General features: G+C 73.2%; 18 protein-coding genes. 13 read left to right on the plus strand and 5 right to left on the minus strand.

Translation table 11 applies throughout. From position 1 onward, the window contains the following. The first annotated feature begins 60 nt into the window (after positions 1–60). On the plus strand, positions 61–729 hold the full coding sequence (locus tag ACWD5D_RS02675; RefSeq protein WP_451370937.1) for a hypothetical protein: 669 nt from the start codon (positions 61–63) through the stop codon (positions 727–729). A gap of 23 nt (positions 730–752) precedes the next feature. On the opposite strand, the gene ACWD5D_RS02680 is transcribed toward ACWD5D_RS02675, so the two are convergent. From ACWD5D_RS02680 to ACWD5D_RS02695, 4 genes are all read right to left on the minus strand, one after another. After that, entirely contained in the window at positions 753–1,271 is a 519-nt protein-coding gene (locus ACWD5D_RS02680) for an N-acetyltransferase family protein (RefSeq protein WP_451370938.1), read from the minus strand. A 25-nt stretch (positions 1,272–1,296) separates the two neighbouring features. Then, the gene (locus ACWD5D_RS02685; RefSeq protein ID WP_451370939.1) at positions 1,297–1,716 is read right to left on the minus strand and encodes a RidA family protein; all 420 of its coding nucleotides are present in this window, start codon (positions 1,714–1,716) and stop codon (positions 1,297–1,299) included. Positions 1,717–1,771: 55 nt separating this feature from the next. Then, positions 1,772–3,334, minus strand: a complete 1,563-nt coding sequence (locus ACWD5D_RS02690; RefSeq protein WP_451370940.1) for an alpha/beta hydrolase — start codon at positions 3,332–3,334, stop codon at positions 1,772–1,774. A gap of 138 nt (positions 3,335–3,472) precedes the next feature. Further along, the gene (locus ACWD5D_RS02695; protein ID WP_451370941.1) at positions 3,473–4,555 is read right to left on the minus strand and encodes an Rv2578c family radical SAM protein; all 1,083 of its coding nucleotides are present in this window, start codon (positions 4,553–4,555) and stop codon (positions 3,473–3,475) included. A 134-nt stretch (positions 4,556–4,689) separates the two neighbouring features. Here ACWD5D_RS02695 and ACWD5D_RS02700 point away from each other — a divergent pair, with 134 nt between their 5' ends. From ACWD5D_RS02700 to ACWD5D_RS02755, 12 genes are all read left to right on the plus strand, one after another. Then, positions 4,690–5,133 carry an SRPBCC family protein gene (locus ACWD5D_RS02700; RefSeq protein WP_451370942.1) on the plus strand — a complete coding sequence of 148 codons (444 nt, stop codon included), beginning with the start codon at positions 4,690–4,692 and terminating at the stop codon, positions 5,131–5,133. Between the two features lie 154 nt (positions 5,134–5,287). Then, positions 5,288–7,720, plus strand: coding sequence for an MFS transporter (locus ACWD5D_RS02705; RefSeq protein ID WP_451370943.1), 2,433 nt, complete (start codon positions 5,288–5,290; stop codon positions 7,718–7,720). Positions 7,721–7,873: 153 nt separating this feature from the next. Then, the gene (locus ACWD5D_RS02710) at positions 7,874–10,444 is read left to right on the plus strand and encodes a SpoIIE family protein phosphatase (RefSeq protein ID WP_451370944.1); all 2,571 of its coding nucleotides are present in this window, start codon (positions 7,874–7,876) and stop codon (positions 10,442–10,444) included. A 152-nt stretch (positions 10,445–10,596) separates the two neighbouring features. Next, positions 10,597–11,316, plus strand: a complete 720-nt coding sequence (locus ACWD5D_RS02715) for a class I SAM-dependent methyltransferase (protein ID WP_451370945.1) — start codon at positions 10,597–10,599, stop codon at positions 11,314–11,316. Beyond that, positions 11,313–11,567, plus strand: a complete 255-nt coding sequence (locus ACWD5D_RS02720) for a hypothetical protein (protein ID WP_451370946.1) — start codon at positions 11,313–11,315, stop codon at positions 11,565–11,567. Before ACWD5D_RS02715 ends, ACWD5D_RS02720 begins: the two co-directional genes overlap by 4 nt. Before the next feature lie 57 nt (positions 11,568–11,624). After that, positions 11,625–12,458, plus strand: coding sequence for a M55 family metallopeptidase (locus tag ACWD5D_RS02725; RefSeq protein ID WP_451370947.1), 834 nt, complete (start codon positions 11,625–11,627; stop codon positions 12,456–12,458). Continuing rightward, positions 12,451–13,755, plus strand: coding sequence for a M20/M25/M40 family metallo-hydrolase (locus ACWD5D_RS02730; protein WP_451370948.1), 1,305 nt, complete (start codon positions 12,451–12,453; stop codon positions 13,753–13,755). The genes ACWD5D_RS02725 and ACWD5D_RS02730 overlap by 8 nt, the downstream gene beginning before the upstream one ends. 14 nt (positions 13,756–13,769) lie before the next feature. Then, positions 13,770–15,746 carry a prolyl oligopeptidase family serine peptidase gene (locus tag ACWD5D_RS02735; RefSeq protein ID WP_451370949.1) on the plus strand — a complete coding sequence of 659 codons (1,977 nt, stop codon included), beginning with the start codon at positions 13,770–13,772 and terminating at the stop codon, positions 15,744–15,746. Beyond that, positions 15,743–16,666, plus strand: coding sequence for a S66 peptidase family protein (locus ACWD5D_RS02740; RefSeq protein WP_451370950.1), 924 nt, complete (start codon positions 15,743–15,745; stop codon positions 16,664–16,666). Before ACWD5D_RS02735 ends, ACWD5D_RS02740 begins: the two co-directional genes overlap by 4 nt. A gap of 110 nt (positions 16,667–16,776) precedes the next feature. Beyond that, positions 16,777–17,022, plus strand: coding sequence for a LapA family protein (locus ACWD5D_RS02745; protein ID WP_451370951.1), 246 nt, complete (start codon positions 16,777–16,779; stop codon positions 17,020–17,022). 52 nt (positions 17,023–17,074) lie between these two features. Beyond that, on the plus strand, positions 17,075–17,626 hold the full coding sequence (locus ACWD5D_RS02750; protein ID WP_451370952.1) for a GNAT family N-acetyltransferase: 552 nt from the start codon (positions 17,075–17,077) through the stop codon (positions 17,624–17,626). Between the two features lie 189 nt (positions 17,627–17,815). Next, positions 17,816–19,777, plus strand: coding sequence for a DUF5107 domain-containing protein (locus ACWD5D_RS02755; protein ID WP_451370953.1), 1,962 nt, complete (start codon positions 17,816–17,818; stop codon positions 19,775–19,777). Between the two features lie 52 nt (positions 19,778–19,829). Here the strand turns inward: ACWD5D_RS02755 and ACWD5D_RS02760 are convergent, their stop codons facing one another. Then, the gene (locus tag ACWD5D_RS02760) at positions 19,830–20,177 is read right to left on the minus strand and encodes a VOC family protein (RefSeq protein ID WP_451370954.1); all 348 of its coding nucleotides are present in this window, start codon (positions 20,175–20,177) and stop codon (positions 19,830–19,832) included. Between the last annotated feature and the right edge of the window lie 54 nt (positions 20,178–20,231).

Below are 20,231 nucleotides of genomic sequence, written 5' to 3' on the forward strand. Positions count from 1 at the left end.
GCCGCGGACGCCCGGAGGCGCCGGTGAGACGCTGTCAGGGTCCCCTGCCGTGAGTGACATATGAGCGCCAGGCGCTCCGGCCGGTCGACGGGCCCCGCCCGCCCGGCGACGCCGGAGGCGCCGCTTCCGCTCGTTGTGCGGCGCTGGTCGGAGCTGGTCGTCTTCGACCTCGCCATGGTGGCGTTCACCGCACTCGTCGCCGTGAAGGCGGGGAACTGGCCCGGGGTCGGCACCTGGGTCGCGTTCAGCGTCGTGTACGTCTTCTGGCTGCGGCGGCGGATGCCGCACTCGCCGGGGCGCAAGGCGGCCGGAATCCTCGCGGGGCTCGGCTTCGTCGTCCTGGTCGTCGGCGCGGGCTACGGCACGACCCGCATCTACCTCGACATCTGGGGCAGGACGGGCACGGCGACCGTCGTCGGCAGGAGCAGCGAGACGACGCGCGGCGGCGGCGAGGCCTACACCTGCACGGTCGTTCTGCCCAACGGCGACGAACGGCGGTTGCAGGCGTCGAGCGGGACCTGTGAGCGCGCGCATCCGATGCTCGACCACAGCCATGTGCCGGTGGTCTACGACCCGGCGCACGTGGTCCTCCCCATGGCCGGCACGAAGGAGCAGCTGGGCACGGCGAAGAGCGTACTGCCGGGCGGGATCGGGCTGTTGCTGGTGGTCGGCGCCGCCGCCCACGCGATCCTGAGCACGGCAGCGGCCCAGCGCGGGCGCCGCCCCTAGGCCCGGCCGGGATCCCGAGGTGCTCAGGGATTCCTGACGTACCGGATCTCGGGCACGCGGACGCCGTCCACGTCGAAGGGCTCCTCGGCGCCGTCCGGACGGAAACCGGCGCGCTCGTAGAAACGGCGGGCGCGGCTGTTCTCCTTCAGGACCCACAGGAACATCCGCGGGTACCCGGCGCAGCGCTCGACCGACTCGGCCAGCAGCGCCCGCCCGATCCCGCTGCCGAGGTGCTCGGGGTCGACGTAGAGCGCGTACAACTCGGCGTCCGAGGTGCGCACTTCCTCGTCCCGGTACGGCCCGAGCGCGGCCCAGCCGACGATCCGGCCGTCCTGCTCGGCGACCAGGTTCACCACCGCGTCGTCGCTCCGCGCGAACCAGGCCCGCCGGCGCTCGGCGTCGGCGGAGACGTCCAGTGCGTCGAGGTACGTCTGCGGCATGAGCCCTCGGTAGGCGTGCCGCCAGCCGCGGACGCGGATCTCGGAGACGCGTTCGCAGTCGGCGAGGGCCATCGGGCGGATGCGGGGGAGCGGGTCGTCCATGCCGGCACCCTGGGGAACGGGCACCTCAGGCGCCGCTGATTATCGATCGGTCGCGCACGACCGCCATCGCCTCGATCTCCATGAGGAACTCCGGCGCCACCAGAGCGGCCACCTGGACGGCGGAGGCGGCCGGGAGCCGGTCGTCGGGTATGTGCGCGGCGCGGGCGGTGCGGATCGCCGGCATGTACGCCATGTCCGTGACGAAGTAGGTCAGTTTGACGACGTCCTGGAATCCCGCCCCGGCGGCGGCCAGGCAGCGCCTCAGGTTCTCGAAGACCTGCCGGGCCTGGGCCGCCGGGTCGCCCGCGCCGACCAGCTTGCCGTCCTCGTCCAGGGCGAGCTGGCCCGAGACGGCGACCAGGCGGCCGGAGGCCGTGACCACATGGCTGTACTGGGCGGCGGGGGCGACGCCGTCGGGGGCGGGGATCCGGGTCGGTGCACTCATGCGTCCATGGTGGACCACGGCACCGACAACGCCCCCGACGGGCCCGGGGAACGGCCTACCGGCGGAAGCCCAGCAGGCCGTGCAGGGCCGAACCGCGCGACGACGTGGAGGCCGCCTTCGTCCTCAGGGGCTTCGGGTCCGGGGACTTCCGGCAGACCGCGTCGGCATCGCCGGTGCCGCGCGGCACCGTGCCGTCGCCGAGGTAGTCGGCCAGGTACTTGTCCAGGCAGGAGTTGCCGCTCAGCGTCACACCGTGGTTGCCGCCGCCCTGTTCGACCACCAGGCTGGACCCGGCCAGCAGCCGGTGGGCCGTCACACCGCCGGAGTACGGGGTCGCCGCGTCGTCCGTCGCCTGGAACAGCAGCGCCGGCGGCAGCTTGCCGTTGGCGATGTTCGTGGCCTTGCGGGTGGAGCCCGACCAGAACGCGCACGGCGCGTTGTACCAGGCGTTGTTCCAGGCCATGAAGGGCGCTTCCTGGTACACCGCCCAGGTGTCCCGCTCCCAGCGCCGCCAGTCGCGCGGCCAGCCCGCGTCCCGGCACTGCACCGCCGAGTAGACGCTGTAGCCGTTGTCGCCGGAGGAGTCGACGGCGGCGAATCTGTCGTACGCCTCCACCAGCGGGTCGGCGTTCTTGTCGTGGACGTAGGCGGCGAAGGCCTCGGCGAGGTACGGCCAGTAGCCGTCGAAGTAGCCGCCGGGGATGAAGGTGTCCTCGAGTTCGGAGGCGCCGATCCGGCCGGCCGCGGGCTTCTTGGCCAGGGCCGCCCGCATCGCGTACCACTGGGCCTCGACCTTCGCGGGGTCCTTGCCGAGCCGGTACGTGGAGTCGTACCTGGCGATCCACGTCATCAGGGCGCGGTGGCGCCGGTCGAAGGCGTAGTCCTGGCCCAGGTTGTCGTCGTACCAGACGCCCCTCGGGTCCACGATCGAGTCCAGCACCAGGCGGCGCACCCGGTCGGGGAAGAGCTTGGCGTAGACGGCGCCGAGGTAGGTGCCGTACGAGTAGCCGAAGTAGCCGATCTGCGGCGCGCCGAGGGCCTTGCGGACGAGGTCCATGTCCTGGACCGCGTCGACGGTGTCGATGTACGGCAGGACGTCCGCGTGCGCGCGGACGCAGGCGGCGGCGAAGGACCGCACGCGCTTCAGGCTCGCCTGCTCCGTCGCCTCGGTGAGCGGCACCGTGTCCGGGCGGACCCGCCCGAAGTAGCCGGGCGAGCAGTCCAGGGCGGGCGCGCTCTTGCCCACGCCGCGCGGGTCGAAGCCGATGACGTCGTACTGGGCCGCCACGCTCCTGGGCAGCGCCGAGGCGACGAATCCCGCGAGCGAGAGACCGCTGCCGCCGGGGCCGCCGGGGTTGACCAGCAGCGGGCCCTGGAAGGTCTTCGCGGTGTGCGGGACCCGGGACAGGGCGAGCGTGATCTGCCGTCCGGACGGGTGCGCGTGGTCCAGCGGCACCTTCAGGGACGCGCACTGGAGGGTCGGATAGTCGTCGGTGCCGCACTTCTTCCAGGTGAGCTTCGCGGCGGCCGCGGCGGGGGCCGCCTGGGCGGGCAGGGCTGTGATCGAGCCCGCCAGCACGGCCGCGGTGGCGCACAGCACGGCTGCGCGTTTTCTCATGGGTCCTCCCGGGACGGAGGGTGACGCGAACCGCGAGGATCACGGTTCTCGCCGCATCGTCCCGGTATCGGGGCCTTTCGGAACGTGTTCCGGCAAGAGTTGACCCAATTGGGCCGAGGGAAGCCCTCGAACGCTCTCTCAGATGAGAGTGAGTTGGGTCGGCTCGGTCACGGCCGGTTGCTCCGGCGCCGCTGCCGGGCGGATCCGGCGGGGCAGGCCCGCGCGCGTGGGCCCGATGCCGTACTCCTGGGCCAGTTCGTGCACCTGACGGGTGATCCGGCGCTGGTACCAGGTGGGCGCGTAGGCGCCCTCCGCGTACAGCCGTTCGTAGCGGCGCACCAGGTGCGGGTGGTGGCTGCCGAGCCAGGTCATGAACCACTCCCGGGCGCCCGGCCGCAGGTGCAGCACCAGCGGGGTGACCGAGGTGGCCCCGGCCGCCGCGATCGCCCGCACGGTGGCCCGCAGTTGGGCGGGGTGGTCGCCGAGGAACGGGACGACCGGCGCCATCAGCACCCCGCAGCCGATGCCGCGCTCCCCGAGGGCGCGCACGACGTCCAGCCGGCGCTCGGGTGCCGGCGTGCCCGGCTCCACCGTGCGCCACAGCTCGGTGTCGGTGAAGCCCACGGAGACCGAGATGCCGACCTCCGTCACCTCGGCCGCCCGGGTCAGCAGGTCCAGGTCGCGCAGGATCAGGGTGCCCTTGGTCAGGATCGAGAACGGGTTCGCGCGCTCGGTGAGGGCGGCGATGATCCCCGGCATCAGCCGGTAGCGGCCCTCGGCGCGCTGGTAGCAGTCGACGTTGGTGCCCATCGCCACGTGCTCGCCCTGCCAGCGGCGCGAGGCCAGCTGGCGGCGCAGCAGCTCGGGCGCGTTCACCTTGACCACGATCTGGGTGTCGAAGCCGATCCCCGTGTCCAGGTCCAGGTAGCTGTGCGTCTTGCGCGCGAAGCAGTACACGCACGCGTGCGAGCAACCGCGGTACGGGTTCACCGTCCACTCGAACGGCATGCGCGAGGCGCCGGGGACCCGGTTCAGGATCGAGCGGGCCCGCACCTCGTGGAAGGTGATCCCGCGGAACTCGGGCGTGTCGAAGGTGCGGGTGGTGACGGCGTCCGCGCCGAACAGCGTGGCATCGGCGGCCCGGCCGTGACCGCCGGACCCCTCGGACCCCTCGGACCCCTCGGACCCCTCGGACTCCACGGTGAGGTTCTCCCAGCGCATGACGCCTCCTCGGTAGCTCGCCGCACACAATAGAACATCTGTTCCCATGATCGTGCGACCCCCGATTTGGGCGGCCGGGTGCGAGGGTGGTTGGCTTGTCCCCATCCCGAGAGAACAGGTCCTGGAGGAACGCGATGGCGCAGGTCGAAGCCACTACGGAGCGGGTCGTCAAGGCGGACGCGGACACGGTGTTCGACGCGCTCGCCGACTACAGCGGAACGCGGCGGAAGCTGCTGCCCGAGCAGTTCAGCGAGTACGAGGTGCGCGAGGGCGGCGACGGCGAGGGCACCCTCGTCCACTGGAAGCTCCAGGCCACCAGCAAGCGGGTGCGCGACTGTCTCCTGGAGGTCGCGGAGCCCACCGACGGCGAGCTGGTCGAGAAGGACCGCAACTCGTCCATGGTCACCACCTGGCGCGTCACCCCCGCCGGCGAGGGCAGCTCCCGGGTCGTCGTCACCACCACCTGGAAGGGCGCGGGCGGCATCGGCGGCTTCTTCGAGAAGACCTTCGCGCCCAAGGGCCTCGGCCGGATCTACGACGCGATCCTCGCCCGGCTCGCCACCGAGGTCGAGAAGTAACCCCAAACACGAACCGGTGAGGGGGCGTTGTGCCCTTCACCGGTTCGAGTGGATCTCCTCGCGAACCACGGGCCTTGCCGTAACTCGCCGTACTTGTTCGTAGTTGTCGCCTTACGCGGGAAATGTGCGACAGGTGCGACGAGGGGAGCGGTACGTGGGCGGGACGACTCTGGTGCGGGACGAGCCGGTCACGGCGACGGCCGAGGCCCCCGCACCGCCCCCACCGGCCGGACCCGCCGAACTCGGCGCGCACCGCGTGCGGTTGGTCTTCCTCGGCCTCATGCTGGCGCTGCTCCTCGCCGCGCTGGACCAGATGATCGTCGCCACCGCGCTCCCGAAGATCGTCGGCGAGCTGCACGGCCTGGACAAGATGTCCTGGGCGATCACCGCATACCTGCTCACCTCCACCATCGGCCTGCCGCTGTACGGCAAGGTCGGCGACCTCTTCGGCCGCAAGGGCGTCTTCCAGTTCGCGATCCTGGTCTTCGTCGTCGGCTCCGCCCTCGCCGGACGGGCCCAGAGCATGGACCAGTTGATCGCCTTCCGCGCCGTGCAGGGCATCGGCGCGGGCGGGCTCATGATCGGCGTGCAGGCGATCATCGCCGACATCGTGCCGCCCCGGGAGCGCGGCCGCTACATGGGCCTGATCGGCGCCGCGTTCGGCCTCGCCTCCGTCGCGGGCCCCCTGCTCGGCGGCTACTTCACCGACCACCTCTCCTGGCGCTGGTGCTTCTACATCAACGTGCCCTTCGGCCTGGTCACCCTCGCCGTCGTCACCGCGGTCCTCAAACTGCCCCGGCCGCGCGTCCGCGCCCACCTCGACGTCCTCGGCGCCCTGCTGCTCGCCGCGGCCTCCACCTGCCTCGTCCTGCTGACCAGTTGGGGCGGCACCGAGTACGCCTGGGGCTCACAACAGATCCTCGGGCTCGGCGCGGGCGCGCTCGCCGCGATCGCCCTCTTCCTCGTCGCCGAACACTTCGCCGCCGAACCCCTCATCCCGCTCCGGCTGTTCCGGGACTCCGTCTTCAACGTCACCGGCCTGGTCGGCCTGGTGATCGGCGTCGCCCTGTTCGGCGCGGCCAGCTACCTGCCCACCTTCCTGCAGATGGTCGACGGGGCCAGCGCCACCGAGTCCGGACTGCTGATGCTGCCGATGATGGCCGGCATCGTCGGCGCCTCGATCATCGGTGGACAGCTCATCAGCCACACCGGCCGCTACAAGATCTTCCCCCTCCTCGGCGGCGCCCTCTCCGCCGTCGGCATGTGGCTGCTGTCCCGGCTCGAGACCGACACGCCCCGGCTGCACTACAGCATCTGGATGGCCGTGCTCGGCGCCGGCATCGGCCTGGTCATGCCCGTCCTGGTGCTCGCCGTGCAGAACTCCGTGCGCCCCGCCGACCTCGGCACCGCCACCAGCGCCAACAACTACTTCCGGCAGATCGGCGGCAGCGTCGGCGCCGCCGTGTTCGGCACCCTCTTCGCCGACCGGCTCACCGACTCCCTGCGCAGGGAACTGCCCCCGCGCGCGGGCGCCGGACTGCCCGACCCCGAGTCCCTCACCCCGCAGCTCGTCCACGCGCTGCCGGGGGCCCTTCGCGACGCCTACATCCGCGCCTACGCCGACGCGATGCCCCGGATCTTCCTGTACCTCGTCCCGGTGCTCCTCGTCGGCCTGCTCATCGCCTTCTTCCTCAAGGAGAAACCCCTGGTGTCCCACAACGCCCCCGCCACCGACCCGGAGACCGCGCCGTTGAACGCCTCGATCCCGGGGGCACGCCCCGAGCCGCCGGCCGGCCGGACCGCCCACGCGCCCCGCGCCTCGTACGCCGCCGGAATCCCCGTCTGCGGCACGGTGCAGCACCCCGACGGGACCGTGGTGCCCCGCGCGGCCCTCACCCTCATCGACGTCGCCGGACAGCAGATCGGCCGGGGCGCCAGCGGCGAGGACGGCCGCTACGCGCTCGCCACGCCCGGCTCCGGGTCGTACGTGCTGATCGCCGCCGCGGGCGGCCATCAGCCCCAGGCGGTCTCCGTCACCGTCGGCGAGCGGCCCGTCGAGCTCGACGTCGTCCTCGGCGGCGCCGGACGCCTCGCCGGCAGCGTGCTCACCGCCGACGGCAGCCCCGTGCGCGACGCCACCGTCACCCTCACCAACGTGCACGGCGAGGTCGTCTCCACCACCCGCAGCGGCCGCGAGGGCGGCTACGTCATCACCGAACTGGTCGCCGGCGAGTACACGCTCGCGGCCAGCGCCCCCGCCTTCCGCCCAGCCGCGCTCCCGGTCACCGTGCAGGCCGCCCGGGAGACCCGGCAGGACGTCGAACTCGCGGGCGGCGCCGTCCTCAAGGGCACCGTCCGGGCGGGCGGCGGACGGCCGGTCGAGGACGCCCGCGTCACCCTCCTCGACGCCGCCGGGAACGTCGTCGACACCCTCACCACCGGAGCCGACGGAACGTTCCGGTTCGTGGATCTGTCGTCCGGGGAGTACACCGTCATCGCCGCCGGTTACCCGCCGGTCGCCACGGTGTTGCAGGTCGCGGGCGGTGGCCGCACGGAACGGGACCTGCAGTTGGGGCACGAGGACTGACGCAGGCGCCCACCCGGGTCCGGTCCGCGCGCCGGTGCGAACCGGGGCAGCCAATTCCAGGATTGCCGCACATCGCGACCGGCGGCCGCCGTACGGTAGTGGCGGGCGGCACAGATCGTTGCGGACAGCCGTTGGGGAGAGAGGGCCTGGGCCATGGACCCTGCCAGCGAGCGGGACACACCTCCCGGCCGCGGCGCCGGTGAGGCCTCGGCTGGCCGGATTCCGCTGGCCGTGGTCGTCGTCGACCGCGACGGCCTGGTCTCCCACTGGAGCAGCGGCGCCCACCGGCTGTTCGGCGCGAGTCGTGCGGACGCCGTCGGGCGTCCCGCCGTCGACCTGCTGCCGGTCTCCGGCGCGCTCCCCGACGACCAACAGGGCGCCGAGCGACCCGAGTCCCACGAACCGTACGAGACGGACGACGGACTCGGCCCCGACCTGGAGGGCTTCCTCGGCGGCCGCACCGCCTACCCCACCGCGGGCCGCGCCCGTCTCTTCCCGAACGGGGACGCCTCCCGCCGGGACGGCCGGCCCGCCTCCGGCGCGCCCGGCACCGCGACGTCCGCCCCCGTCGCGGCCGGCCCCGACGCGCCCGCCCGCGACGTGCCCGGCTCCGAACCGGCAGACGGCGAGCGGGTCGACGTCCTGTGGTGGGCCTACCCCCTGATCGGCCCGGGGCCGTTCCGGCTGCTGGTGCTCGCCGCCGACGCCACCCGGCTGCGCGACGAACGCGGCCACCACGACGAGACCGCCGAACGCGTCTCGCCCGGCTTCGCCCGCCACACCGAACTGCCCGCCTCCGGCGAACTGGAGCGGCGCCTGCCCGAGATCCTGCCCAACATGGGGCCGGGACCGAGCGGCCGCATCGTCTCCCAGATCCTCGAACTCGGCTATCCCGTCCTGGAGTTCAGTCGGTTCGACCGGGTGCCCGTCACCCCGTACTGGGGTGTGCCCCGGCGCGCCGGACGCAGCCGCCCCGAGCCCGTCGTCGTACCTCATCAGCGCACCGGCCCGGTCGTCCCCGTCGGCGCCGAGCGGGACCTGGAGTACGCCGCGGTGCGCGAGCGGCTCGAGTTCCTCAACGAGGTCAGCTCCGGCATCGGCACCTCCCTCGACCTCGGCGAGACCATCCGCGAGGTCACCAGCGCCGCCGTACCCCGCTTCGCCGACTTCGCAGGCACCCATCTGCGCTCGGCCGTCCTGGCGGGCGAGGGCTTCCCGGACGGCCCACCCGACGCGACCACGGTGATGCACCGCGTCTGGGTCGAGCACAACGACGAACCCGGCCGCTGGGACGACACCGTGCCGGTCGGCGAGACGTTCGCCTTCCCCGAACACACCCCGTTCTACAAGTGCATGGTCACGGGCGAACCGGTCCTCGTCCCGCGGGTCACCGAGGAACTGTCCGACCGGATCTCCGGCGAGTTCGAGAAGCGCGACCTGCGGCCCCTCATCGGCGGCCGCTCCCTGCTGATCGTCCCGCTCAAGGCGCGCAACGTCGTCCTCGGCTTCATGGTCCTGATGCGCCGCCCCGACCGCCCGGCCTTCGACGACATGGACCGCACCACCGGCGCCGAACTCGCCGCCCGCGCCGGTCTCGTGCTCGACAACGCCCGCATGTACACGTACCAGGAGAACGTCGCCGACATCCTCCAGGACAGCATGCTGCCGCAGGTCACCCCGCGGATGCCCGGCTGTGACGTGGCGACCCGCTATCTGCCCGGCACCCGGCTCGGGCGGATCGGCGGCGACTGGTTCGACACCATCAAGCTGCCGGGCTCCCGCACCGCCCTCGTCGTCGGCGACGTCATGGGCCACGGGCTCAACTCCGCTGCCATGATGGGCCAGTTGCGTACGGCCGTGCAGACCATGGCCGTCATGGAGACCCCACCCGTCCAACTCCTGCGCAACCTCGACGACCTGGCCCGGCGGCTCGGCGAGAACTACCTCGCCACCTGCCTGTACGCCGTCTACGACCCGATCCGCGGCGAGGTGCGGCTCGCCAACGCCGGGCACATCCCGCCCGTGCTGGTCCGCGCCGAGGACGGCAGCAGCGAACTGATCGAGCTGCCCACCGGCGCCCCCGTCGGCGTCGGCGGTGTCCCGTTCGAGGCCGCCGTGGTCCGCGTCCGGCCCGGTGACCGGCTGATCCTGTGCACCGACGGCCTGGTCGAGGTGCGCGGCTCCGACATCGGCGAGGGCCTCGCCGCGCTCTGCGAGTCCGCCGCACACCCCGCCGCATCCATGGACGACGCCTGCGACACGATCATCCGCGCCCTCAACACCCACGGCGGCCGCAAGGACGACGTCGCCCTCCTCATGGCACGGCTCAACGGCATCCCCGACGACCACGTCGCCGAGTGGCAGCTCGACGCCGACCCGCGCGAAGTGGCCCGGGCCCGCCGGCTGGTCCGCGAGCAGCTGGAGCGGTGGGCGCTGCCGCATACGGTCGAGACGGCGCAGCTGCTGGTCAGCGAGGTCGTCACCAACGCCGTCCAGCACGGCGGAGGCGGCCGGGTCGGACTGCGGGTGGTGCGCACGGACGCGCTGCTGTTCGAGGTCACCGACGACGAGTCCGACCTGCCCGCCATGCTGGCCGTCGGCCCGTCCGACGAGTCCGGCCGCGGTCTGCGCGTGGTCAGCCGCCTGGCCCGCGAGTGGGGCGCCACCGCCACCGGTCACCGCAAGACCGTCTGGTTCGAACAGGCCCTCACCGCAGGCCGCTGAACAGGCCACGCCCCGGGGGCGCGCGGCCCGGACGCGTGCGCCCGCCGGCATGTCCGGGGTCCATACATCCGGTGAAGGTGGGCACCGGCCTCTTGCCGTGGACGTAGCGACCGCGATATCCCGATCACGGAACCGACCGTGGGGAGATCGCAATGAACGTTTCGGACAACTACCGCAACTCCTGGGAGAGTTACTGGCGCGAGACGTCGGACGAGACGGGCGAGGCGATCTGGGACTCCGATCCGTCCCTCACCGCCGAACCGCACAGCGAACTACTCCTGCCGTACGCCGACACCACGCGCACGATCGTGGACCTCGGCTGCGGCAACGGCACCCAGACCCGCTACCTCGCCACCCGGTTCGCCCGCGCCGTCGGCGTCGACCTCTCGCACGCCGCCATCGAGCACGCCCGCCGCGCCGTCGGCCACGACACGATCGAGTTCCAGCAGCTCGACCTCACGGACACCGAGGCCGTACAGGCCCTGCACACCCGCCTCGGCGACAGCAACGTCTACATGCGTGCCGTCATCCACCAGAGCGAACCGGGGGCCCGCGCCGCGGTGGCCACCGCCGTCGCCGAGATCATCGGCAGCGCGGGACGCGCGTTCGTCGTCGAACTCACCTCCGACTCCCGGGACGTCCTCAAGCACGCCGCATCCGGCCCGGAGGGTCCGGGGCCCAAGCTGCGCCGGGTCTTCGAGCACGGCCTCAAGCCCGCCGACGCCGAGAACGAGGAGATCTCCCAGCTGCTCGCCGAAGCCGGCCTGGACATCCTCGCCACCGGCGAAACGGTCCTGCCGCAGACCGAGAACCTCGCCGACGGCACCCGCATCGACCTGCCCGCACGCTGGTTCGTGCTCGCCGGGAGATGAGTCGGGCCCGGCCCCCCGAGGCCGCGCGGCGCGGGGCGGACGGCACTGTCGCCGCCGTCCCGCGCGGTTCGCGCCGCACCCGGCCGGATCCGCCCGCACGGCCGGCGGAGGAGGCGGTGTGCCAGGAAATGCGTTCCAGCGGCCGCTACCGGCTGACCGGATCGCTGCCGTACCGGACGTCCACGGGCGGCGGGCACTTCGAGATCTGGATCGGACAGGGCGGTGCCGGACAGGGAGAGGGGCACGACTGAGGTCAGGGGGTGCCGTGTCGTAGCCCTGCCGCCCGCCGGGCGCGTAACGTGCGCAGCATGAAGATCCTCATCAGTGCGGACATGGAGGGGGCCACCGGCGTCACCTGGCCGGCCGACGTGCTGCCGGGGACGCCGCAGTGGGAGCGGTGCCGGTCGATGTTCACCTCGGACGTGAACGCCGCCGCGCTGGGCTTCTTCGACGGCGGCGCCGACCGGGTCCTGGTCAACGAGGCCCACTGGAGCATGCGCAACCTGCTCCTGGAACAGCTCGACGATCGGGTCGAGATGCTCACCGGGCGGCACAAGGCGCTGTCCATGGTGGAGGGCGTCCAGCACGGCGACGTGGACGGCATCGCCTTCGTCGGCTACCACGCCGCCGCCGGCATGGAGGGCGTCCTCGCCCACACCTACCTCGCCAACCAGATCACCGGGGTGTGGCTGAACGACGTCCGCGCGAGCGAGGGGCTGCTCAACGCGCACGTCGTCGCCGAGTACGGCGTCCCGGTCGTGCTGATCACCGGCGACGACGTGGCCTGCGAGGACGCGCTCGGCTACGCGCCCGAGGCGCCGAAGGTCGCGGTCAAGGACCACGTGTCGCGGTACGCGGCGGTGTGCCGCACCCCCGCCCGCACCGCCGCCGACATCCGCGCCGCCGCGAAGGAGGGCGCACGGCTGGCGGTCCGCCACGAACCCGTGGAGGCCGGGCCGTTCACCGTCGCGGTGGAGTTCGACGCCGAGCACCTGGCGATGGCCGCCACCGTCGTGCCGGGCGTCGCCCGCATCGGGGAACGCAAGGTCGCGTACACCACCAGCACCATGTACGAGGGGATCCGTACGTTCAAGGCGGTCACCACGATCGCCTCGGCCGCCGTGGAGGAGCAGTATGGCTGACCAGCAGGCCCTGGACGAGGTCGTCGAGTTCACCTCGGGCCTGATCCGGATCGACACCACCAACCGGGGCGGCGGCGACTGCCGGGAGCGGCCGGCGGCCGAGTACGCGGCCGAGCGGCTGGCCGGTGCGGGCCTGGAGCCGGTGCTGCTGGAGCGGACGCCGGGGCGGACCAACGTGGTCGCCCGGATCGCGGGCAGCGACCCGTCCGCCGACGCGCTGCTGGTCCACGGCCATCTCGACGTGGTGCCGGCCGAGGCCGCCGACTGGAGCGTGGACCCGTTCTCCGGCGAGGTCCGCGACGGTGTGGTGTGGGGGCGCGGCGCCGTCGACATGAAGAACATGGACGCGATGATCCTGGCGGTCGTCCGCGCCTGGGCCCGGCAGGGGGTACGGCCCCGCCGCGACCTCGTCATCGCCTTCACCGCCGACGAGGAGGCCAGCGCCGAGGACGGCTCCGGGTTCCTCGCCGACCGGCATCCCGAGCTGTTCGAGGGCTGCACGGAAGGCATCAGCGAGTCCGGCGCGTTCACCTTCCACGACGGCGCCGGACGCGAGATCTACCCGATCGCGGCGGGGGAGCGGGGCACCGGCTGGCTCAAGCTCACCGCGCGCGGCCGGGCCGGGCACGGCTCCAAGGTCAACCACGAGAACGCGGTGACCCGCCTCGCCGCCGCCGTCACCCGCATCGGCGAGCACACGTGGCCGCTCCGCCTCACCCCGACCGTACGGGCCGCCCTCACCGAACTCGCCGCCCTCTACGGCATCGAGCCGGGCTTCGGCGACGTCGACCAGCTGCTGGCGAAGCTCGGCCCGGCCGCCAAGCTGGTCGAGGCCACCGTCCGCAACAGCTCCAACCCGACCATGCTGGACGCCGGTTACAAGGTGAACGTGATCCCCGGCGAGGCGGTCGCCTTCGTCGACGGGCGCTATCTGGCGGGTGGCGAGGAGGAGTTCACCACCACGATGGACCGGCTCACCGGGCCGGACGTGGACTGGGAGTTCCACCACCGCGAGGTCGCCCTGCAGGCCCCCGTGGACTCGCCGACGTTCGACAAGATGCGCGCGGCGGTGCGGGAGTTCGCGCCCGAGGGGCACGTGGTGCCGTACTGCATGTCCGGCGGCACCGACGCCAAGCAGTTCTCGCGGCTCGGCATCACCGGCTACGGCTTCTCGCCGCTGAAGCTGCCCGAGGGGTACGACTACCAGGCGCTGTTCCACGGCGTCGACGAGCGGGTGCCCGTCGAGGCGCTGCACTTCGGCGTCCGGGTCCTCGACCGGTTCCTGCGGACGGCCTAGGCGAGGGGGAGAACGTGCCGGAGACAAGGGGGGACGAGGTGCTCAGGTCGGCGTACGGTTCCTGGCCCTCGCCCATCGACGCGGCGCTGGCCGCCGCGCACGACGGGCAGCCCGAATGGGTGGGGTTCGTCGGGGACGAGGTCTGGTGGACCGAGCCCCGGCCCGCAGAGGGCGGCCGCCGGGCCCTGGTGCGGCGCACCGCCGCCGGCACCGAGGAGTCGGTGCTGCCCGCGCCGTGGAACGTGCGCAGCCGGGTCATCGAGTACGGCGGCCGGCCCTGGCACGGGGAGGTACGGGACGGGGTCCCGCTGGTGGTGTTCACGCACTTCGCCGACCAGCGGTTGTACCGGTACGAGCCCGGAGGCGAGCCCGTCCCGCTGACCCCGCTCTCCGGTGTGGGCGGCGGACTGCGCTGGGTGGAGCCGCGGGTGGACCTCGCCCGGGGCGAGGTGTGGTGCGTGCTTGAGGAGTTCACCGGGGACGGACCCGGTGACGTACGGCGCGTCCTCGCCGCCGTACCACTGGACGGCTCGGCCGCGGGCGACCGGGCCGCGGTACGCGAACTCACCGACGAACGGCACCGGTTCGTCACCGGCCCCCGCCTCTCCCCGGACGGGCGCCGGGCCGCCTGGCTCGCCTGGGACCATCCGCGGATGCCGTGGGACGGGACGGAGCTGCGCGTCGGCGAGGTCGGCGACGACGGCACCCTGCGGGCGGTGCACACGGTCGCCGGCGGGCCCGAGGAATCCGTCGCGCAGGTGGAGTGGGCCGCGGACGGCGCCCTTCTGTACGCGAGCGACCGCAGCGGCTGGTGGAACCTGTACCGCGACGGCACCCCGATGTGCCCCCGCGAGGAGGAGTTCGGCGGGCCGCTGTGGAAGCTCGGCTCGCGCTGGTTCGCGCCGCTGGACAACGGGCTGATCGCGGTCGTGCATGGGCGCGGCTCGGCCCTGCTCGGGATACTGGAGCCGGATTCCGGTGAGGTCGTCGACGCCGCCGGACCGTGGACCGAGTTCGCCGGCACCCTCGCCGCCCACGGCACCCGCATCGTCGCGGTCGGCGCCGGCCCGCGCACCGCGTACGAGGTCGTCGAGCTGGACACCTGCACGGGACGCGCCCGCGCCATCGGCGCCCACCACCACGATCCCGTCGACCCCGCCTACTACCCGGAGCCGCAGATCCGCACCTTCACCGGCCCCGCCGGCCGCGAGGTGCACGCCCACGTCTACCCGCCCCACCATCCCGGCCGCACCGCCCCCGACGGGGAGCTGCCGCCCTATGTGATCTGGGCGCACGGCGGCCCCACCGGCCGGGTGCCGCTCGTGCTGGACCTCGACATCGCCTACTTCACCTCCCGGGGCATCGGCGTCGCCGAGGTCGACTACGGCGGCTCCACCGGATACGGCCGCGCGTACCGTGAGCGGCTGCGCGAGCAGTGGGGGGTGGTCGACGTGGAGGACTGCGCGGCGGTCGCGCTCGCCCTCGCCGAGGAGGGCACCGCCGACCGCGACCGGCTGGCGATCCGGGGCGGCAGCGCGGGCGGCTGGACCACCGCCGCCTCCCTGACCACCACCGACGTCTACGCCTGCGGCACGATCATCTACCCCGTCCTCGACCTCACGGCCTGGGCGACGGGGGAGACCCACGACTTCGAGTCCCGCTACCTGGAGTCGCTGGTCGGCCCGCTCGCCGAGGTGCCCGCGCGGTACGCCGAGCGCTCGCCCGCCGCGCACGCCGACCGGCTCACCGCCCCCTTCCTGCTGCTCCAGGGCCTGGACGACGTCATCTGCCCGCCCGCGCAGAGCGAACGCTTCCTCGCCCGGGTCCGGGGCCGGGGTGTGCCGCACGCCTACCTCACCTTCGAGGGCGAGGGGCACGGCTTCCGCCGGGCCGACACCATGGTGCGCGCCCTGGAGGCGGAACTGTCCCTGTACGCCCAGGTGTTCGGCCTGGACGTACCCGATGTCCCGACGCTGGAGCTGCGCACATGAGAGAGCTGGTACGGCCCGCCCGGCTGGCCCCCGGAGCACGCGTGGCCGTCGTCGCCACCAGCGGACCGGTGCCCGAGGAACGGCTGCAGGCCGGCCTCGACGTGCTGCGCGGCTGGGACCTCGACCCCGTCGTCGCCCCCCATGTGCTGGACCGGCACGAGGAGTTCGGCTATCTCGCGGGCACGGACGCCGACCGGGCCGCCGACCTCCAGAACGCCTGGTGCGACCCGACGGTGGACGCGGTGGTGTGCGCCCGCGGCGGCTACGGCGTCCAGCGGATGATCGACCTGCTGGACTGGGAGGCGATGCGCGCGGCCGGCCCCAAGGTGTTCGTCGGCTTCAGCGACCTCACCGTCCTGCACGAGGCCTTCGCCACCCGCCTCGGCCTCGCCACCCTGTACGGGCCGATGGCCGCCGGTATCGACCTCATCAAGAGCGAGCGCGCGCAACACCATCTGAAGGCCACGCTCTTCGCGCCGGAGACGGTGCGGACCATCGCGTCCGGCGGCACCGCCCTCGTCCCCGGCCGGGCCCGCGGGGTCACGCTCGGCGGCTGCCTGTGCCTGCTCGCCGCCGAACGCGGCACCCCGCACGCCCGCCCCTCCGCGAGCGGCGGGCTGGTGTGCCTGGAGGACGTGGGCGAGGAGACGTACCGGCTGGACCGCTATCTCACCCAACTCCTGCGCTCCGGCTGGTTCGAGGGGGTGCGCGGGGTGCTGCTCGGCTCCTGGGAGGAGTGCGACCCCTACGACCGGCTGCGCCCTCTGTTCGCCGACCGGCTCGGTGGGCTCGGGGTGCCCGTCGTCGAGGAGTTCGGGTTCGGGCACTGCGCGGGCGCGCTGACCGTCCCCTTCGGCGTGGCGGCCGAACTCGACGCGGACGCGGGCACGTTGACGCTGGACGAACCAGCGCTGCGCTGAACTTCCGTGCCCGTGGCTCCCGGCCGGTAGCTACTGACCGGTAGTCGCGTCGTCACCCGGAGGGCGCCGTCCACCGTGCGGGCCGGCGTCCTCGCCGCCACGCTGGTCGCATGAGCCCGAAGACCCCGGACAGCGGCGCCGCCACCGGCGGCAAGGGGCAGCTCACGGCGCCCACCCGGGTGACCGTGCTCGCCCTCGCTGTCCTCGCGCTGGTCTTCGTCTTCCAGAACACCGGCCCCGTCCGGATCCGGCTGCTGGGCTCCGAGGTCACCCTGCCGCTGTGGACGGCCCTGCTCGCCACCGGCGCCATCGGCGCGCTGTGCGGGGCGTACGCGGTGAAGCGCCGCAACCAGTGACGTCTCTGTTTTCCGCGAGCGCCGCGGCCGGCGCCGCGCGTAGTCTGACCCGATGCCGCACACCGCACCCCACTACCTCGCAAAAGGCCCGCGCGTGGGCATCCGCCACTTCACCCTCGAGGACGGGCCCGAGTTCACCGCCCGGACCAGGGAGAGCAAGGACCTGCACCGGCCGTGGCTGTTCCCGCCGGACACCGAGGAGGCGTACGCCGCCTACGCGGGCCGGCTGATCGAGGACCCGACCAAGGCGGGCTTCCTGGTGTGCGAGAGCGACTCCGGGAGCATCGCCGGGTTCATCAACATCAACAACATCGTCCGGGGCGGCTTCCTGTGCGGCGCCCTCGGCTACGGCGTCTTCGCGCACGCGGCCGGACGGGGGCTGATGCGCGAGGGCCTGGACCTGGTGATCGGGTACGCGTTCGGGCCGCTCGGCCTGCACCGCCTGGAGATCAACGCACAGCCCGAGAACACCGCCTCGGTCGCCCTCGCCCGGGGCGCCGGCTTCCGCCTGGAGGGCTTCTCGCCCGCCATGATCTACATCGACGGCGCCTGGCGGGACCACGAACGCTGGGCCCTGACCGCCGAGATGCGCTCCGCGGGCTGACGCCCCGCGCCTTCCGGCTGACCGCCCCGCGCCTTCCGGCTGACCGCGCGCCTTCCGGCTGACCTCCCGCGTCTTCCGGCTGACCGTCGCGGACCTCCCGACCGCCTCCGCACGCCGACGCGGTCGTGGACGCCTTTGCGCAATCCTGACCCGTACGTCCCCTGGCCGTGTCACGCGCCGGGAGGTTCCATGGTCGACGTGACGAGGATCCGACGTGAGGTACTGACCCTGCCCGCCGCGCAGTTGGGCCCGGACAACCCCCTGCCCCCGCTGCGCCCCCTCGACGAGGTCCACCGCATCGACGACCGGGAACGGGACGAGATGCCCCGGGACATGGCCCGGCAGCTCGGCCACGCACCGCTGACCAGCCTGCTCCCGGTCCGCGTCCGCGACGGGTACGGCAGGCACCGCGAACCCCGCACCCTCGACGCGCTGGTGATCGAGAACGACCGGCTGCGCGCCACCGTCCTGCCCGGCCTCGGCGGCCGCGTCGCCTCCCTCGTGCACCTGCCCACCGGACGCGAACTCCTCTATTCCAACCCGGTGTTCCAGCCCGCCAACTTCGCCCTCAACGGAGCCTGGTACTCCGGCGGCGTCGAATGGAACATCGGCGCCACCGGCCACACCACCCTCTCCTGCGCACCCCTGCACGCCGCCCGCGTACCCGCCCCCGACGGCGGTGAGATGCTGCGCCTGTGGGAGTGGGAACGGCTGCGCGACCTCCCCTTCCAGGTCGATCTGTGGCTCCCGGACGGCTCCGACTTCCTCTACGTCGGTGTCCGCGTCCGCAACCCGCACGAGCGGCCCGCGGCCACGTACTGGTGGTCCAACATCGCCGTGCCCGAGGACCGCAGGATCCTCGCCCCGGCCGAGGAGGCCTGGCACTTCGGCTACGAACGCCACCTGCGCCGGGTACCCGTCCCGTCCTACGGCGGCGTCGACCGCACCCACCCGCTCAACAGCGCGTACGCCGCCGACTACTTCTACGAGGTGCCCGACGGCCGCCGCCGCTGGATCGCCGCGCAGGCCGCCGACGGGCACGGGCTGGTGCAGACCTCCACCGACGTGCTGCGCGGCCGGAAACTCTTCGTGTGGGGCAGTCGGCCCGGCGGTCGCCGCTGGCAGCGCTGGCTCACCGAACCCGGCACCGGCGGCTACTGCGAGATCCAGGCCGGCCTCGCCCGCACCCAGCTGGAACACGTCCCCATGGAGGCGGAGAGCGAGATCTCCTGGCTGGAGGCGTACGGCCCGCTCGACACGTCCCCCGAGGGCGCCTGGGACGACGTCGTCCGGTCGGCGGAGGAGCGACTGGAGGCGGTGCTGCCCCGCGCCCGCGTCGACGAGGCGTACGCGGCCTGGAGGCCGTACGCCGACGCCGAACCCGGCGAGAGCCTCGCCACCGGATCCGGCTGGGGCGCGCTCGAAGTGCTCCGGGCCGACTGGAAGCTGCCCGGCACCCCCTTCCCCGAGTCCACCCTCGGCGAGGCACAGGCACCCTGGCGGGAACTGCTGCGCAGCGGCTCGCTGCCGCAGCCGCGCCGGGTCCGCCCGCCCGGCGAGACCCTCGTCGGCCCGCACTGGCGCGACATGCTGGAGACCGCGCCCGCCACCCCGCACACCGAGTACCACCTCGGCGTCGCCCAGTGGCACGCCGGCGACCGGGCCCAGGCGGTCCGCAGCTGGGAACGCGGCCTCCCGCTCGCCCCGTCCCAGTGGCCCCTGCTGCGCTGTCTGGCCGTCGCCGACCAGGAGGCCGGCCACCACGAGCGCGCCGCCGAACGGTACGCGGACGCCTTCGACGACCTGTGCCGCGAGCGGCGCGACGACGGCGAGACCTGGACCGCCGCGCTCGCCGCGCTCGGCCGCGAGACCCTGGAGGCGCTGCTCCGGGCACGACGGACGGCCGACGCCCGCGCCGTCTGGGAGCGGCTGCTGCCCGCCGTACGGCAGCGCGGCCGGTTCCGGTTGCTGGAGGCCGAACTGCTGCTCGCCGAGGGGCGGCCCGCGGACGCCCGCGCCGTCTTCGAGGAGGGGTTCGAGGTGGCCGACCTGCGCGAGGGCGCGATCACGATCGGCCACCTGTGGGCCCGCCTGACCGGAGAGCCCCTCCCTGCCCGGTACGACTTCCGGATGCAACCGGACACGCCCTGAGCGGGGGGCTTCGAGCTGGAGGGCAGGGGCGGTGGGCTCCGGGCCCGTTCGTTCAGCCCGTCTGGTCGACGTACTCGAAGATCGAGCCGTCCGGGTGCACGGCGAGGAGGTTGCGGCCCGCCGGCGTCGGCACGGGCCCCGCGACGATCTGGGCGCCCAGCTCGGTCAGCAGCCGGTGGGCCTCGTCCACGTCCTTCACCGCGATGGTCGCCGTCACCAAGCGCAGCACCTCCAGCTCGGACTCGGGCCCGCTCATCAGAAGAAAGGAGCCGACCGCGGCGACCTGCACGCCACCCCGCTCGAACCGGTGCGCTCCGGCGCCCGCCAGACGCTCGTAGAACGGGATGGCGGCGTCGAGGTCGTCGACGCATATGCGCAGCGAGGCGCCCGTAATCTCCATACAGAGGAGCCTAGTTGGATCGCCCGGCCGCGCACAGGGCACCGCTCCCGCACG

The organism is Streptomyces sp. NPDC002520, assembly GCF_053595235.1.

What these genes read in the sequence shown, in the direction of transcription:
- ACWD5D_RS02755 (WP_451370953.1), top strand. Translation starts at nt 17,816, where the DNA reads ATGGTCGACGTGACGAGGATCCGACGTGAGGTACTGACCCTGCCCGCC.
- ACWD5D_RS02750 (WP_451370952.1), top strand. Translation starts at nt 17,075, where the DNA reads ATGCCGCACACCGCACCCCACTACCTCGCAAAAGGCCCGCGCGTGGGC.
- ACWD5D_RS02680 (WP_451370938.1), bottom strand. Translation starts at nt 1,271, where the DNA reads ATGGACGACCCGCTCCCCCGCATCCGCCCGATGGCCCTCGCCGACTGC.
- ACWD5D_RS02710 (WP_451370944.1), top strand. Translation starts at nt 7,874, where the DNA reads ATGGACCCTGCCAGCGAGCGGGACACACCTCCCGGCCGCGGCGCCGGT.
- ACWD5D_RS02685 (WP_451370939.1), bottom strand. Translation starts at nt 1,716, where the DNA reads ATGAGTGCACCGACCCGGATCCCCGCCCCCGACGGCGTCGCCCCCGCC.
- ACWD5D_RS02715 (WP_451370945.1), top strand. Translation starts at nt 10,597, where the DNA reads ATGAACGTTTCGGACAACTACCGCAACTCCTGGGAGAGTTACTGGCGC.
- ACWD5D_RS02700 (WP_451370942.1), top strand. Translation starts at nt 4,690, where the DNA reads ATGGCGCAGGTCGAAGCCACTACGGAGCGGGTCGTCAAGGCGGACGCG.
- ACWD5D_RS02720 (WP_451370946.1), top strand. Translation starts at nt 11,313, where the DNA reads ATGAGTCGGGCCCGGCCCCCCGAGGCCGCGCGGCGCGGGGCGGACGGC.
- ACWD5D_RS02675 (WP_451370937.1), top strand. Translation starts at nt 61, where the DNA reads ATGAGCGCCAGGCGCTCCGGCCGGTCGACGGGCCCCGCCCGCCCGGCG.
- ACWD5D_RS02725 (WP_451370947.1), top strand. Translation starts at nt 11,625, where the DNA reads ATGAAGATCCTCATCAGTGCGGACATGGAGGGGGCCACCGGCGTCACC.
- ACWD5D_RS02740 (WP_451370950.1), top strand. Translation starts at nt 15,743, where the DNA reads ATGAGAGAGCTGGTACGGCCCGCCCGGCTGGCCCCCGGAGCACGCGTG.
- ACWD5D_RS02690 (WP_451370940.1), bottom strand. Translation starts at nt 3,334, where the DNA reads ATGAGAAAACGCGCAGCCGTGCTGTGCGCCACCGCGGCCGTGCTGGCG.
- ACWD5D_RS02745 (WP_451370951.1), top strand. Translation starts at nt 16,777, where the DNA reads ATGAGCCCGAAGACCCCGGACAGCGGCGCCGCCACCGGCGGCAAGGGG.
- ACWD5D_RS02760 (WP_451370954.1), bottom strand. Translation starts at nt 20,177, where the DNA reads ATGGAGATTACGGGCGCCTCGCTGCGCATATGCGTCGACGACCTCGAC.
- ACWD5D_RS02695 (WP_451370941.1), bottom strand. Translation starts at nt 4,555, where the DNA reads ATGCGCTGGGAGAACCTCACCGTGGAGTCCGAGGGGTCCGAGGGGTCC.
- ACWD5D_RS02730 (WP_451370948.1), top strand. Translation starts at nt 12,451, where the DNA reads ATGGCTGACCAGCAGGCCCTGGACGAGGTCGTCGAGTTCACCTCGGGC.